The organism is Mesorhizobium sp. M6A.T.Cr.TU.016.01.1.1 (assembly GCF_003952585.1).
Lineage (GTDB): Bacteria > Pseudomonadota > Alphaproteobacteria > Rhizobiales > Rhizobiaceae > Mesorhizobium > Mesorhizobium mediterraneum.
Genome location: NZ_CP034452.1, coordinates 6,539,022 through 6,553,999, shown reverse-complemented (window position 1 = coordinate 6,553,999; position 14,978 = coordinate 6,539,022). Strand labels below are relative to the sequence as shown.

The 14,978-nt window shown below is 64.2% G+C and carries 12 protein-coding genes; 7 read left to right on the top strand and 5 right to left on the bottom strand.

The features are described from left to right. Window positions 1-44: 44 nt before the first annotated feature. The 5 genes from EJ075_RS31755 to EJ075_RS31735 all read left to right on the top strand — a co-directional run bounded on the left by EJ075_RS31755 (window position 45) and on the right by EJ075_RS31735 (window position 6,697). A complete protein-coding gene (locus EJ075_RS31755) occupies window positions 45-2,294 on the top strand; it encodes a pseudouridine synthase (RefSeq protein WP_126107023.1) in 2,250 nt (749 codons plus the stop codon). Further along, window positions 2,275-2,829, top strand: a complete 555-nt coding sequence (rsmD, locus tag EJ075_RS31750; RefSeq protein ID WP_095485629.1) for a 16S rRNA (guanine(966)-N(2))-methyltransferase RsmD — start codon at window positions 2,275-2,277, stop codon at window positions 2,827-2,829. Before EJ075_RS31755 ends, rsmD begins: the two co-directional genes overlap by 20 nt. A 97-nt stretch (window positions 2,830-2,926) precedes the next feature. Then, window positions 2,927-4,291, top strand: a complete 1,365-nt coding sequence (locus EJ075_RS31745) for a pitrilysin family protein (RefSeq protein WP_126107022.1) — start codon at window positions 2,927-2,929, stop codon at window positions 4,289-4,291. A 223-nt stretch (window positions 4,292-4,514) separates the two neighbouring features. Next, window positions 4,515-5,807, top strand: a complete 1,293-nt coding sequence (locus EJ075_RS31740) for a pitrilysin family protein (RefSeq protein ID WP_245458246.1) — start codon at window positions 4,515-4,517, stop codon at window positions 5,805-5,807. Between the two features lie 20 nt (window positions 5,808-5,827). After that, window positions 5,828-6,697, top strand: a complete 870-nt coding sequence (locus EJ075_RS31735) for a patatin-like phospholipase family protein (RefSeq protein WP_126107021.1) — start codon at window positions 5,828-5,830, stop codon at window positions 6,695-6,697. Between the two features lie 112 nt (window positions 6,698-6,809). Here the strand turns inward: EJ075_RS31735 and EJ075_RS31730 are convergent, their stop codons facing one another. Both EJ075_RS31730 and EJ075_RS31725 read right to left on the bottom strand, forming a co-directional pair. After that, entirely contained in the window at window positions 6,810-7,679 is an 870-nt protein-coding gene (locus tag EJ075_RS31730; RefSeq protein ID WP_126107020.1) for an ADYC domain-containing protein, read from the bottom strand. Between the two features lie 96 nt (window positions 7,680-7,775). Continuing rightward, window positions 7,776-8,261, bottom strand: a complete 486-nt coding sequence (locus tag EJ075_RS31725) for a hypothetical protein (RefSeq protein WP_126107019.1) — start codon at window positions 8,259-8,261, stop codon at window positions 7,776-7,778. 248 nt (window positions 8,262-8,509) lie between these two features. On the opposite strand from EJ075_RS31725, the gene EJ075_RS31720 reads away from it, so the two are divergent. Beyond that, a complete protein-coding gene (locus EJ075_RS31720) occupies window positions 8,510-9,205 on the top strand; it encodes a hypothetical protein (RefSeq protein WP_126107018.1) in 696 nt (231 codons plus the stop codon). A gap of 49 nt (window positions 9,206-9,254) precedes the next feature. Here EJ075_RS31720 and EJ075_RS31715 read toward each other — a convergent pair whose 3' ends face one another. Further along, a complete protein-coding gene (locus EJ075_RS31715; protein ID WP_126107017.1) occupies window positions 9,255-9,968 on the bottom strand; it encodes a response regulator transcription factor in 714 nt (237 codons plus the stop codon). Continuing rightward, window positions 9,965-12,625 carry a PAS domain-containing sensor histidine kinase gene (locus EJ075_RS31710; RefSeq protein WP_126107016.1) on the bottom strand — a complete coding sequence of 887 codons (2,661 nt, stop codon included), beginning with the start codon at window positions 12,623-12,625 and terminating at the stop codon, window positions 9,965-9,967. Before EJ075_RS31710 ends, EJ075_RS31715 begins: the two co-directional genes overlap by 4 nt. Window positions 12,626-12,907: 282 nt before the next feature. Between EJ075_RS31710 and EJ075_RS31705 the strand changes: the two genes are divergently transcribed. Further along, complete coding sequence (locus EJ075_RS31705) at window positions 12,908-13,609, top strand: response regulator transcription factor (protein ID WP_126107015.1); 702 nt, start codon at window positions 12,908-12,910, stop codon at window positions 13,607-13,609. An 11-nt stretch (window positions 13,610-13,620) separates the two neighbouring features. Here the strand turns inward: EJ075_RS31705 and EJ075_RS31700 are convergent, their stop codons facing one another. Further along, window positions 13,621-14,772 (bottom strand): helix-turn-helix transcriptional regulator, encoded by a 1,152-nt coding sequence (locus EJ075_RS31700; protein ID WP_126107014.1) that lies wholly within the window; start codon window positions 14,770-14,772, stop codon window positions 13,621-13,623. Window positions 14,773-14,978: the final 206 nt, after the last annotated feature.

The window sequence follows — 14,978 nt, the reverse complement described above, 5'->3', positions numbered from 1 at the left end:
AGGCGCGATCCTGTTATCTACCCGCCCAAACGAGCAAAGGCCACATGGACGACAAAAACAAGAAATTCCCGGGTCAAAAAGGCCCGCGCAAGAACGGCCCGAAACCGTCGGGCCCGCGTGGTCGTGACGCCGCTGCCGGCAAAGGCGGTAAGCCGTCTTTCGGCGCGAAAAAACCTTACGCGCCACGCGGCGACCGACCGATGGCGGCTGACGGCGAGCGGCCGAAGCGCGACTTCAAAAGCGGCGATAAGCCGTTCAGCAAGGGACCGCGCCCTGAAGGCAAGCCCTATGAAAAGCGCGAGGGTCCACGCAAGCCCTACGCGCCGCGCGGCGACCGGCCGATGGCGGCTGATGGCGAGCGGCCAAAGCGTGACTTCAAAAGCGGCGATAGGCCATTCAGCAAAGGGCCGCGTCCGGAAGGCAAGCCTTTTGAAAAGCGCGAGGGTCCGCGCAAGCCCTACGCGCCGCGCGGCGACCGACCGATGGCTGCCGACGGCGAGCGGCCGACGCGCGACTTCAAAAGTGGCGATAGGCCGTTCAGCAAGGGACCGCGCCCTGAAGGCAAGCCCTATGAAAAGCGTGAGGGGCCGCGCAAGCCATATGCGCCGCGGGGCGACCGCCCGATGGCGGCCGAAGGCGAGCGGCCGAAGCGCGACTTCAAAAGTGGCGACCGGCCGTTCAGCAAAGGGCCGCGTCCGGAAGGCAAGCCTTATGAGAAGCGCGAAGAACCGCGCAAGCCCTACGCGCCACGCGGCGACCGGCCGGCAGCTGCCGAAGGCGAGCGCGGCGAAAGGCGCTTCGACCGTCCCAAGGGAGACTTCAGTGATCGCCCCAAGCGCGACTTCGGCGATCGGCCCAAGCGCGATTTCGGCGGTGATCGACCCCAGGGGACATCAGGCGGTGGTTTCAAGCCGCGCCCGCGTCCCGCCGAGGCGACGGAAGAGGCTGGCGAGCGCATTGCCAAGCGGCTGGCCCGCGCCGGCCTTGCCTCGCGCCGCGATGCAGAGGAGCTGATCGCAGCCGGCCGCGTCAAGGTCAATGGAAGGGTGCTGTCCTCGCCCGCCTTCAATGTGATGCCCGGCGATATCATCCATCTCGACGGCATGGAGATCCCGCCGATCGAGCGCACCCGGCTGTTCCTGTTCCACAAGCCGGCTGGCGTGGTCACCACCAACCGTGATCCCGAGGGCCGCAAGACCGTCTTCGACGTGCTGCCGGCCGACCTGCCGCGGCTGATGACCATCGGCCGGCTCGACATCAACACCGAAGGGCTGCTGTTGCTTACCAATGATGGCGGCCTGTCGCGCGTGCTCGAATTGCCGGCCACCGGCTGGCTCAGGCGCTACCGCGTGCGCGTCCACGGCAAGGTCGAGGAAAGTGCGCTCGCCGGCTTGCGCGAAGGCATCGCCGTCGACGGCGTCTTCTACGGCGCCATCGAGGCGACGCTCGACCGCGAGCAAGGCACCAATGCCTGGCTGACGCTTGGCCTGCGCGAAGGCAAGAACCGCGAGGTCAGGAACATACTGGGCTCGCTTGGTCTCGACGTGACACGGCTGATCCGCATTTCCTACGGGCCGTTCCAGCTCGACGACCTGCCCGAGGGTCATGTGCTGGAGATCAAGGGCCGCGTGCTGCGCGACCAGCTCGGCGAACGCCTGGTAGAGGAATCCGGCGCCAATTTCGACGCCGAGATCACCAAGCCGTTTTCCAACAAGCCGGTACGGCGTGAAGCGGTGCGGGAAGAGGAACCGGAGCGGCCGAAATTCACCCGCGACGGCGAACGCCGTCCGATCGGCGAAGGCGGATTGATCAAGAACCGCAAGCGCCGCGAAGGCAGCCGCGACGAGGCGCTGGGCAAGCTGTCGACAAGTCCAGGCAGAAGCTCTGGGCCGGAAAAGAGCTTTGGTGAGCGTGGCCCTAAATCTGAGCGTAGCGGGCCAGGCGGCTTTGGCGGCAAACCGGGCGGCGGGAAAAAGTCCGAACGCGAGCAGCGCCCGATCGAGCCGCCGGGCCAGCGCAAGGCCAATGTCTGGATGGCGCCAGGCGCGCGGCCGATCGGCAAAGGCAGGGCGGAGGCCGATGCCGCCAAGGCAGCCGAAACCAAGGCGCGCAAGGCCTCGTTCAAGCCGTCCTATGGCAAGCCCGCCAGTGGACCGGGAGGTGGAAAACCCGGAGGCGCAAAGCCGTTCGGCAAGCCGCGTGGCGAACGCCCAAATTCCGGCAAGAGTGATGGCGACCGGCCGCGCAGTGGCCCTGGGGGATCAAGGGGAGGCAATGCGGATCGTCGGCGGTGAATTTCGCGGGCGTCCGCTGGCGACGCCCCGTTCAAGCGCCATCCGCCCGACGACCGACCGCACGCGCGAGGCTGTCTTCAACGTGCTGGCGCATCGCTTCCCCGATAGGCTGGACGGGGCGCGTGTGCTCGACCTGTTCGCTGGCACCGGCGCGCTCGGCCTCGAGGCGCTGTCACGCGGTGCGTCTTACGGCGTCTTCATCGAAGAATCGGCCGAAGGGCGCGGCCTGATCCGCACCAATGTCGAGGCCTTCGGCCTGACCGGGCGCACCAAGATATTCCGCCGCGACGCCACGGCTTTGGGCGAGGCGGGCACGATGGCCGCGTTCGGCCTGGTGTTCGCCGATCCGCCCTATGGCAAGGGCCTGGGCGAGCGTGCCTTGCGCTCGGCCAAGGCTGGCGGCTGGCTCGCGCCCGGCGGGCTCTGCGTCGTCGAGGAGGCGGCGGTGGCGCCCTTCGAGGCAGGGCCGGGCTTTTCGGTTGTCGACGAGCGCAACTACGGCGAGACCGTCATCCGCTTCATCGAAGCCGCCTGAGTTCGGCCGCCTTTGCGCGCGAAAATGACGAACAAATCACTTTGCCTGTTTCGCAATCCCCGCCTATCGTCCCACCCCATGACACCTGGAGCCATTGATGACATCTCAGGCTGAATGGCTGCGCGGAACGCTCTTGGCGCTGGCTCTCGTGATGACCGGCCCGGTTCTGGCCGACACCAAGCCGGACGACGGCAAGGTGACGGATTTCCTGCTCGACAACGGCATGGAGGTTGTCGTCATCCCCGATCACCGTGCGCCGATCGTCACTCATATGGTGTGGTACAAGATCGGCAGCGCGGATGAGCCGCCGGGCAAGTCCGGCATCGCCCATTTCTTCGAGCATCTGATGTTCAAGGCGACGACCAATCATGCGGCCGGCGCGTTCGACCGTGCCGTCTCCGCCATCGGCGGTTCCAACAACGCTTTCACCTCGTATGACTACACCGCCTTTTACGAGACGGTGGTGCCACAGGCGCTCGAGCAGATGATGGATTTCGAGGCCGATCGCATGCGCAACCTCATCCTCAACGACGATGTCATCGCCACCGAGCGCGACGTGATCCTCGAGGAGCGCCGCTCCCGCATCGACAGCAATCCGCAGGCAGTGCTCGGCGAGGAGGTCGACGCCACGCTCTGGCAGAACCAGCCCTACCGCATTCCGGTGATCGGCTGGATGCAGGAGATGGAGAAGCTGAACCGCACCGACGCCAAGGCCTTTTACGACAAATATTACACGCCCAACAACGCCGTGCTGGTGGTGGCCGGCGATGTCGAGCCGGAAGTGGTCAAGGCGCTGGCCGAAAAGACCTATGGCAAGATTGCGCGTGGCCCAGACCTGCCGCCGCGCATCCGTCCGGTCGAACCCGAACAGAACACCAGGCGCACGGTGACACTCACTGACGCGCGCGTCAGCGTGCCGAACTTTTCGACGCAATGGGTGGTTCCCTCCTATCACACTGCAAAGCCGGGCGAAGCGGAAGCGCTGGACCTGCTGGCGGAGATCCTCGGCGGCGGCAGCCGCAGCCGGCTCCACCAGCAGCTGGTCGTCAAGCAAGGCATCGCCGCCGAGGCCGGCGCCTTCTTCCAGGGCACCATGCTCGATGCCAGCAACTTCACCGTCTATGGCGCGCCGCGCGGCGACGCCAAGCTGGCCGACGTCCAGGCGGCAGTCGAGGTCGAGGTCGCCCGCATCGCCAAGGACGGCGTCACACCAGGCGAGTTGGAGAAGGCCAAGGATCGTTTCGTTCGCTCGATGATCTTCGCCCGCGACAAGCAGGATTCGATGGCCAACATCTACGGCGCGACGCTCGCCACCGGCGGCACCGTCAGGGATGTCGAGGAATGGCCGGGCCGCATCCGCAAGGTCACCGCCGACGAAGTCAAGGCGGTTGCCGCGCGCTACCTCAATCTCAACCATTCGACATCAGGCTATCTCTTGCCGCAGACACAGGCAGGGAATTGATTTGATGATGAGGAAACAGCATAGCGGCGACTTCCCTTCTCCCCTTGTGGGAGAAGGTGGATTGGCGCGCAGCGCCAAGACGGATGAGGGGTGTTGGAAGAAACTCCAACGCTGCGATCCGTCCAGCACCCCTCATCCGTCGCCTTCGGCGACACCTTCTCCCACAAGGGGAGAAGGTAAGGCCCGGCGTGCCGTCGCACCTGTACTCACTTTACTTCTCTCCCTGCTCTTCCTCGTCCTGCCGGCGCTTTCCGCTCGCGCGGCCATGAGCATCCAGGAGGTGACCTCGTCAAAGGGCATCACTGCCTGGCTGGTGGAGGACTATTCCGTGCCGCTCGTCGCCATCCGCTTCGTCTTCGACGGCGGCACGACGCAGGATCCGGCTGGTAAGGAAGGTCTCGCCAATCTGATGAGCGGCCTGTTCGACGAGGGCGCCGGCGATCTCGACAGCGAGGCCTTCCAGATAAAGCTGGACGACGTCGGCGCCGAGATGAGCTTCGAAGCGGCGCGCGACGGCACCTACGGCTCGATGCGCATGCTGGCCGAGCAGCGGGACGCGGCGTTCGACCTGTTGCGGCTGGCGGTCACAGAGCCGCGTTTCGACCAGGCGCCAATCGACCGCATCCGCGCGCAAGTGCTGTCCGGCATCATCGCCAACGAGCTTGACCCCGACACGGTCGCCCAGCGCAAATGGCTGGAAGCATTATACCGCACCCATCCCTATGCGCGACCCGACCAGGGCACCAGGCAAAGCATCGCGACGATCGCACCGGGGGATCTGATCGCCTTTCACAAGGCGAATTTCGCCCGCGACGGGCTGCATGTGGCGGTGGTCGGCGCTATCGATGCCGAGACGTTGAAAAAAAAGCTCGATATGGTCTTCGGCGGCCTGCCGGAACACCAGGCGCTCAGCGCGGTCGCCGATACGGATCCGAAACTCAACCAGCAGCTCGAGGTCAATTACGACCAGCCGCAGACTTCGCTGCAACTGGCCTATCCCGGCGTCAAGCGCAGTGCGCCGGATTTCTTCGCCGCGGTGCTGATGAACGAGATCCTCGGCGGCAGCGCCTTCACCTCACGGCTGTTCGACGAGGTGCGCGAAAAGCGTGGCCTGGCCTACAGCGTCAGTTCCGACCTGGTCGATCATCAGCATGCCAACGCACTGGCCATCACCACTGCGACCCGCTCGGACCGGGCGGCGGAGACGCTGGCTGTCGTGCGCGAGGTGGTGAGGCGCATGGCTGAGGAGGGGCCGACCGAAGCGGAACTGGCGGCGACCAAGAAATACATGATCGGCGCCTATGCAATCAACAATCTGAACTCCTCCGGCGCCATTGCCGCGACGCTGCTCGAACTGCAGCTCGACAAGCTCGGCATCGATTACATGCAGCGGCGCGCCGCCTTTATCAACGGGGTGACGCTGGACCAGGTCAAGGCGGTGGCGAAAAAGCTGCTCTCCGCCGAGCCGGCCATCATGGTCGTCGGGCCGAAACTCGGCGAGGCCAAGAAGGAATGAGCCCAAATGGGGGGCAAAGGATGAGCCCGAGCTTCGGCATCGCCTTTGGCGGCGGCGGCGCACGTGGTCTGGCGCATATCCATGTCATCGAGGCGCTGGACGAGCTGGGCATAAGACCGGTTGCCATCTCAGGCTCGTCGATCGGCGCCATCATGGGCGCCTGCATGGCGTCGGGCATGACAGGCAAGGACATGCACGCCTATACGCGCTCGATCCTCAGCCGCCGCGCCGAGGTGGCGACGCGCATGTGGCGGGCGCGGCCCGGCACCTTCGCCGAGGTGCTGCAAGGCGGGCTGCGGGTCAGCCAGTTCAATGTCGAGCGCATTCTCAAGGCATTCCTGCCCGACGCCATTCCCGAAACCTTCGCCGAACTGTCCATACCGCTGAAGGTGACGGCGACGGATTTCTTCGGCCATAAGCTAGCCGTGCTCAACGACGGCGACCTGCACTCGGCGCTGGCCGCCTCGGCGGCTATTCCCGCGGTGTTCCGCCCGGTGATGCGCGACGGCACGCTGCTGATCGACGGCGGCATCTACAATCCGGTGCCGTTCGACTTGATCGAACTCGACGCCGACATCATCATCGCCGTCGACGTGGTCGGCGCACCGACCGAAGCCGGGCGCAAACATCCAACCTCCGTCGACCTGATGTTCGGCGCGACGCAATTGATGATGCAGTCGATCATCGCCGCCAAGCTGATGCAGAGCCGACCCGACATTCTGATCCGACCGGCAGTGTCGAAATACCGGGTGCTCGATTTCATGAAGATCGATGCCTTGCTGGCCGAAACGGTAGCGATCAAGGACGAGCTGAAGCGCGAGATCGAGAAGGCGGTGGAGGCGCGGGCCAAGATCGAAACGGCCAAGCGCACCAAGCAGGTGGGAGGGTGAGGGAGTGGCGCGGAAGGTCGGATGCTTGATGGCCTCAGTCGAACGAGCGCATGCGTTTGACCATTCGGGACATCCGCACTCCGACAAGCCCAGCAGATCTTCCGCGCTATGACTATTTCGCTGCGGCCTGAACCGTTCGCGGATCGATCGAACGGTTGAGGATCAGCGCCCCGGCATCGCTTTCGCACGCCGCTATCTGTGGCTGCTGCCGCACGCCTGGGCAGATCGCCGCCAGACCCTCCATCGTGAGCACGTCGGGTATTCTGGTGTGGCTGACGCAAAGCGCGCCGTCGGCACTCCACGCCGCCTCGAACGACATATCAGGCGCGGCCTCGTCCTGCTGAATGCCCTTGCGATCATAGATGACGATCGGCGTCCCGTTGCGGGTATGGCCGACGCCATCGCCGCAATAATCAGCGCGGATCATGCGGGTGCATGCTTGATGATGATCCCAGAGCGAAGTGCCGTCCGGTGACTTTTCCCAGGGGCGATAGCCGAAGCGCACGCATTTCGCCTGGGCGCCGCCGGTGCAGGTAATGCTGAACGCCGTGTCGGATGGCAAATGGCGACCATCCTGCGTCCAGGTGCCGCCGAGCGGAAAGCCCATGCGCCGGCCCTCGATGTCCGGCTCGCAGATGTTGCGCCATGCACCGCTTGCCGCGTCGCGGGCCGACATGGTGTAGAGCATGATCTCGCCATCCGGGTTCCTCGGATCGATCTCGACCGCGTCGATGCGCAGTGGCATCCGGTCCTGTCCGTCACCACCAATCGTCAGAACGGCACCGACGAGATCCTCTTGAGCGACAATGCGACCATCTTCCATCGTCACCTCGAACCTTGTGCCGACAACGGAGATCGAGCCGATCGCTTGCCTGGTGCCGGCATTGGCAAAAGGCACCGCGGCCATGCTGGAAATGGCTACGGCGACCGCGAGCAATGCGTAGCGGCTGATATGGACGAGGCGGTTTTTGTGGGCTGACACTGTTGGCTCCTGACGGCATGTCTTGCGAATGAAAGCACAGCCAATGAGAACGGACGGCACAACGCCATCCGTTCCATTGATCACGGACGCCGGATATCAACGCCTCGGCGAAGGGGTTGGCCGGTCATGGTTGGTCCCGGCGCCGCTACCGGTGCCGTGCTGGCCAGACGGAAGGCCGCTGCTTTTCTTACCTGCGGTCGATGCCCGGACGTTGCCCTTCTGGACAGCCGGCAGATTGCCGAAATTAGGATCGATCACCGAGCCGCTGCCGTGCTGGACAGCCGGTAGACTGCGAATATTTGGGTCGATGATGGAGCGGACATTCGGGTCGACGATAGACTTGCTGGCCGGAGCGAGACTCTTCGCCAGAACGATGCCGTCAGCATGCACGCCGTTGAGCGCAAGGACGCCGAGGCCGTTGCTGGTCAACGAATTGCTGGTGAGCGAGTTACTGGTCAGCGAATTCTTCTCCAGGCCGTTCAGCGATTTGCCGTTGGAGCCTTCCGGGCCCGCCGCGCTAGCCGGAGCCGCGACGCAGGCCATTGCTGAGGCAGCAGCTAGGTAAGTCTTGAAGCGATTCATCTTGATCTCCTTTTTCGTTTTTCAGCGGAGCCGTCCCGTCGGTTCGCTCCATGGCGTGGCTTTTCGCTCCCGACTGTTTCGGACGAATGCCGAAATCCGTCCGAATTGTTTCATTTGTTGCGATCCCTCGGGCACTGCGCCTGGTGCACCGGCGCGACGACACAAAGGAAACCTTAGGCCGGCAAATCGGCAAATCCGCGCAACACCCCTGCGCCATTGGTGACGCCAGAACGAGGAGATTTCTGGCGATGCAAGCTTTGCGAAAAACCAATGGCCGACCGACCGGCGAGGCGACGGCGGCCCGGACGGCACGTCTGGCCGTGCTGGCGGGCACCCCGGGCTTGCTGCTGACCGCATATGCAGCGGCGACATCCACGTCGCTGACCATCCGTGCCGATCTCGCCCTGACGCTGATGGACATGCTGGTGCTGGTCTCAGTCCTGGTTGTGGCTGGCGGCAGCAAGAAACTGGGCATGAACAAGCGGCGAGCAGCCCTGGCCGAGACGCTCGTCAATGGGCTGGCCGCCGTCGGCATGTGCTTTTCCATGGCAGTCGTCGCCGGCATCGCCATCCAGCGGATCACCGTCGGCGGCGTCGAACCCCACGGTCCCGGCATTGTTCTCGCCATGAGCCTGAACGGGGCCTACGCGGCGATCAATTTCTGGATCCTGCGCCGGTGGAAAGCCCGCAACAATGCTGCCGCTTCCGCGCTTGCCCGCGCGCAAATCTGCCTGTTCTCGGACAAGCTTTCGTCGAACCTGCTTATCACCGCATCGCTCGCAACAGCCATGATTTGGGAAGGCACGATCATTGCCCGCTTCATCGATCCGGTTGCCGGGCTGCTGATCGCGACGATGACCGCGCGCTGGACCATCCCGGTCGCGCGCGACACGGTTCGAAGCCTGCGAAGGGAATTTCGCCGGGCGCGCAAGCCGATCGCGTAAGCTGTGAACCGTCACAGCTGGACGGCTCAGCCTCTTTGAAGCGCCGTATCTACCGGCGCCGCGCCTCGTCCTGGGCAGGCTCGTAGACATAGCCTTCGCCGCGAACCGTCACCAGAACGGTCGGAGCGTCGGGCTCGCTCTCGAACTTCTTGCGCAGTCGGGTGATGCGGATGTCGATGCTCCGGTCGCCCGGCTCGAGGTCGCGGTTGTGGGCCAGCCTGCACAGCTGGTCGCGCGACAATATCTGCCGGGGATGGCGCGCGAAGACGCACAGCAGGTCGAATTCCATGGACGTCAACTGCACGTCGGTGCCATCCAAATCGACCATCGTGCGGCCGTCCATATCGAGGATGCAGCCACCGAAACGGATGCGATTTTCCGGGGTCTGTTCTTCCTCGCCCAGGCGCCGGATGACGCTCCTGACACGCGCCAGGAGTTCGCGCGGCTCGAACGGCTTGGCCATATAGTCGTCGGCGCCGGCGGCAAGACCTTCGAGCCGATGCGGCAGGTCTCCGACCGCGGTCAGCATCAGGATGCCGACGCGGCTGCCCTTGGCGATTTCGCGGGCGAGGTCGTAGCCGCTTTCGCCGACGAGATTGACGTCGAGAATGACGAGGTCGGGGCCAAAGCGATCGAGTTCGGTCAGCATTCCCGCCCCATCCGGAACGGATCGAACGTCGAAGCCGTGCATGAGCAGGTAATCCGACAGCATCTCGCGCAAGGGCGCTTCGTCGTCGACAATGAGCAATTTCTGTTTTGTCACGCTTTAGCCTCTTCCATTGCGCTGGTCTCCATCGCCCTCAGGCGCTCCATCACGAGCCTCCGAAAGGTCTGCGGATCGAGTGGTTTCTCGATCACCGGCGCGCCCGTCTCGCCGATGAAACGATCGATCTCGGGCGCCAGCGTGTCGCCGGTCACGAACAGAAGCCGATTGGCGAGTCCGGGACGCAGTTGCTCCAGCGCGCGATAGAGGCCGGGGCCGTCGAGGCCGGGCATGCGTATATCGCTGATCAACAGATCGATTCCATCCGCGCGCACAGCCTTGAGGGCGGCATTCGCATCGTCGGCAATGGTGACGTCGTGGCCGTCGCGGCGCAGCATCTCGGCGATCATCGAGGCAATGTCGGCATCGTCGTCGACCACCAGAATTCGTGCCGCCGATGGCGCAGGCGGCGCCCTTCCGGCAGCCTCGGGCGCAGGAGCCGTCTCTGCCTTGCCGCTCGGAAGCCGGACCGTGAACCGTGCGCCGCCGCCCTGCGTCGAATCCAGCTCTATGCTGCCGTCGTGTGCCGTCACGATGCCCTGGCAGACAGACAGCCCGACCCCGGTGCCTTCGCCGGCCATTTTGGTCGTGTAGAAAGGCTCAAAAGCGCGCGCGCGCACAGTCTCCGGCATGCCTGGGCCATTGTCAGCGACAACCACCTCGACGGCATCGCCTTCCCCTGACGTGACGATGGTCAGCCGCCGCGGGTGCGGGACCTGCAGCAGAGCTTGCTGCGCATTGACCACCAGGTTGGTGATGACCTGATGAAGCTGGTCCCTATCACCCCAGATATTGGGGAGCGGTTCCGCCAGCTCGGTGCGGATCTCGACCCCAGCCGAACGCAGGCTGTAGGCGGCGAGCTCCAGCGAAGCGACCACGACTTCATTGATGTCGACGGCGCCCCGTGTCGGCGGCTTCTTGCGGGCCATCGCCAGAAAGGTGCGGACGATTCGCGAGCATCGCTCGGCCGCTGCGTGGATCTTGTCGGCGCGTCCCACGGTCGCCTTGTCCGTCGAGAATTCCTTCAGCATCGAGCTATAGCCGATGACGACCGACAGCGGATTGTTGAGCTCGTGCGCCACGCCGGCCAGTAGCGAACCGAGAGCGGAGAGCTTTTCCGACTGGTACAGCGTTTCACGCTGGCGGGCGATCTCCGCCTCGGCTTCGCGCTGACGGGTGATGTCGGTGACGGCAGCAAGCATTGCCGAACGGCCGGCCTGCGTGATCAGCCGCGCCGAAACCAGCGTATCCATTCTTGAGCCTTGCATATTGGTCATGCCGGCTTCGAATGCGTCGACGATGCCATCTCTCAGCAACAGCCGCAGGAGATGGTCTCGCCGCGAGAGGTCTTCCCAGGTCGACGTCGCTTCGGCTCCGATCTGGCCGACTTCGATGCCGAGCGTCCTGCGCGCCGGCTCGTTGACGAACAGTATTTCGGGGCCTTCTATTGCCGAGATGGTGATCGGCAGCGGCACGCCTTCAGCTATGGCGCGAAACTGCGCCTCCCGTTCGGCCAACAGTTTTTCGGCTTCAATTCTGGCTTGCTCGGCCAGGACGCGGTCGGAGATATCGCGGCCGACGGACTGCACTTCGACAAGGCGCCCGTCGCTGTCGAAAATGCCATGATCGTTCCAGGCGAGCCATCGGCGCACGCCATCCGGCATCGCATTGAGAAGTTCCATGCTGGCATCCGGCGCCTGCGGGGTGAGGCGGGCAAGGTGGTCCAGGAACCTGCGCCGTTCGTCGGGCGGCAGCACATCGAGTTCGCACCAGGACGGGTCGAGAAGCTGTTCACGGGTCATCCGGCACGCCCGGCAATAGGCGTCGTTGACGAAGCTCAAATGACCCTCCGGCGACATCCGGACGACGAACTCGGTCTGCAGCTCGACCACGCTGCGGTAGCGCTGCTCGCTGGCCTCGAGTGCCTGACGGGCGAGTTTCTGCTCGGCAACATCGCGTCCGATCGACTGTATTTCGATGAGCTTGCCGCTGGCGTCGAAGATGCCGCGATCGGTCCAATGAATGTGGACCTCGCGGCCATCGCTCAGGGCGCCGGTCTCTTCCACTTCGCAAACCGGCCGTTCCGGGGTCACTCGACCGATGATCTCGTCGAAGCTGCCGAAATCGGCGGAAAACGAGTTGAAATAGTGCCAGTCCGGGCTCAGCAACTCCTCACGCGTCCTGCCGACGAGGCGGCAGTAGGCGTCATTGGCGAAGCTCATGCGCCCATCGGGCGCGACCCGGATGATATATTCCGTCTGCGCCTCGACAACATTGCGGTAGCGCTGCTCACTGTCGGCCAGCTCGCGCAGCGCCCTGCGGTTTTCGGCGAAGATGCTCGAAGCCATGTCTATCCAGGGCTGCCAAAGCGCCGAGGTTTTGATCGCGGCCCCGGGGTCGGTGCTTTCGCCGGCGGCGCCGGAGCGGACATGCTCGACAAGCGAGATCGCCGGGCCGACGACCTCCCTCAGAAGCATTCGGTGCAAAGCGAATGCCGAGACAAGCAACCCGACCAAAATGATCGAATAGGGAAAAAATGACTGTTGCAGGGCGTAGGACTGGTAGAGGCTGATGCCGGCGACAAGCGCGACGAGAGGCAAAACGCAGGCCGCCATCAACGACGCGAAATGCCTGGACAGCTTCGAGGAGGTCGTCACGCGAGGTCTCCACAGACGGATGCGCCGTCACGACGGTTGCTGTTCCGTGCGGGCCAATGGACTGAACGGCCCGCGGCCTGTCAAGCCGCCTGCTCGGCCATCCGCCTGGGACGTTCGACAAATAACCGCGGGATGTTTCACGAAGATGCCGCGAACCGAATCTCCCTGCCTCTATTGTTTCAATTGTGTCGAACCAGCCCGAAATCGGCAGCAGACGGGGCACATTGACCCGGGGTTAATGCGCCCTGTAGGTTTGGAGCGTCGCTCGCCGCGGGGGAACGCATGGCCGACATCATTGTCGTGGACGACGAGACCGACGTTGCGTTCATGATCGCCGACTATTTGCAGGCGAAAGGCTACCGCATGCGCACGGCATCCGGCGGTGCCGAATTGCGCGAGACGATCGCGGCGGCGAAGGCGGATCTTGTCGTGCTCGACCTCAATATGCCCGGCGAGAACGGCTTTAGCCTGGCCCGCTGGCTGCGCGAGCATCACGACACCGGCATCCTGATGCTGACGGGCGCCGATTCGGTCTTCGACAAGGTGGCGGGTCTCGAGGTCGGCGCGGACGACTATCTGGCAAAGCCCTTTGCACCGGTCGAGCTGGAAGCCAGGATCGCCGCGGTGTTGCGCAGGCGCAGGCCGAAGGGATTGAACAATGCCGACGCTTTGCCGGCCGGGCATTTCGCCTTCGGAACCTATGTGTTTGACGCCCGCGCGAGAAACCTCGTCGACACCAACGGCGTGGCCATTCCGCTGACGCCGATGGAGCTTGATCTGGTGGCCGCCTTCGCCACCCGGGCCGGCCAGGTCATTGGTCGCGACGAATTGCTCGACCTTGCGCCACCCAGGGGCGACGAGCCCTTCGACCGCAGCATCGACAGCCGTATCACGCGGCTGCGCCGCCGGCTCGAAAAGAACCCGGCCAAGCCGGAGCTGATCAAGACGATCCGCGGCGTTGGATACCTGTATCCAAAGCGGTGAATGACTGTAGTTCAGGGACCAGGCTGCCCTGCGGGCGGAACGATCTGCATGACTAGGCGCATCAGATCGGCCTGGCGGGAGACGCCGGTCTTCTGGAAGATATTGTCGAGATGCGTCTTCGTGGTCGTGCTGGCAATGTGAAGGCTGACGCCCGTCTCGGCCAGGGTGTGCCCGGCGAGAAGGCTGGCGAGCACGCGGGTTTCGGCGAGCGTGAGCCCAAAGGCTGTCGCCAGCATGTCGGCGGCGTCGTGCTCGTCCGGTGCATTGCCGATGAACACTGCGGCTACCGCCGCGGGGTCCATGCCGGCGCGCAGATCGCCACCGGCCATCGGCAGCACGCGGGCGAAGACGGGCGGCAGGCCGGGTTCGGTAAGGAGGACGGCAAGCCCTGTCTTGCCGATGCTCGCATCATCCTGAGCCGCAAGCATGATGGCGCTGTGAAGCTCCCTGGAAGCCGACGGGATCTTCGCTTGCAGAATGCCCCGGACATCCTGGACCGGGCCGCCGCTCCGCAGCATGTGCTTGGCCGCGTGGTTGGCGTGCAGGATCGCGCCGCGTTCATTGGTGAGGACTACGGCGCATGTGAGCGCATCGAGCGCCTCGGCCACCCGTGCGCGCTCGATCGTGCCCATGTCGAGCATGTTGCTGATCATCACGGAGCGGCGCACATGCGGCAGCAACAATCCGCCAAGCTTGATTTCACGCTCGGTGATAATGCCTTGCCGCTTATGCCGGGCAATGGCGAAGCCCGCAAGGCGGGTAGGGGTGTGGATCAGGAAGAACGACATGACGTCGACCAGGCCTTGCGGCTTCAGCCACTCCTGAAAATATCGGGAGGTCTCCACGGCGGTTTGAGGGATATGGCGTGAGACCACATGCGGCATTTCGAGTGAAGGCCATGTCGCGAGATCCTCGATCAGCCGAGCATGGATCTCGGGGATATGTTTCGCCTGTTGCTCCAGCCAGTATGGCTCTATTCCCACGGTCCTGAGGATCAGCAGCCGGTCGTTGGTGAGGTCGTCAAGGTGCAGGACCGCGGTCTGGGCGTTGAGCGCATCTCTGATCCCGGCAAGCGCGTGCTCCCATCGCTCCGGGTCGAGTGCGCAATCGTAGATCGAGCCGATCAGCTTCGACAGCTCATGATGCGACAATGCCTTGGCCATCGACGGCCCCCCGCATGTCGACAGCGCGTCCGACGCGGAAAGCCGCGCGCTCTCACAGGTGCTCTCGCCTCTCCAAACTTTAGCGATCGCTTAAATTCCGATTATCTCCCCCAAACAGGGGATGCGCAAGCAACCGGGCAGTGAAATGCTTGCGCCCCAGAAGAAAAGGTCACACGGAACTGTGACAACCAGTGGGGTTCAGCGCC

Coding starts and splice junctions, on each gene's coding strand:
- EJ075_RS31700 (WP_126107014.1), bottom strand. CDS start 14,772: ATGGCCAAGGCATTGTCGCATCATGAGCTGTCGAAGCTGATCGGCTCG.
- EJ075_RS31705 (WP_126107015.1), top strand. CDS start 12,908: ATGGCCGACATCATTGTCGTGGACGACGAGACCGACGTTGCGTTCATG.
- EJ075_RS31755 (WP_126107023.1), top strand. CDS start 45: ATGGACGACAAAAACAAGAAATTCCCGGGTCAAAAAGGCCCGCGCAAG.
- EJ075_RS31745 (WP_126107022.1), top strand. CDS start 2,927: ATGACATCTCAGGCTGAATGGCTGCGCGGAACGCTCTTGGCGCTGGCT.
- rsmD (WP_095485629.1), top strand. CDS start 2,275: ATGCGGATCGTCGGCGGTGAATTTCGCGGGCGTCCGCTGGCGACGCCC.
- EJ075_RS31720 (WP_126107018.1), top strand. CDS start 8,510: ATGCAAGCTTTGCGAAAAACCAATGGCCGACCGACCGGCGAGGCGACG.
- EJ075_RS31725 (WP_126107019.1), bottom strand. CDS start 8,261: ATGAATCGCTTCAAGACTTACCTAGCTGCTGCCTCAGCAATGGCCTGC.
- EJ075_RS31735 (WP_126107021.1), top strand. CDS start 5,828: ATGAGCCCGAGCTTCGGCATCGCCTTTGGCGGCGGCGGCGCACGTGGT.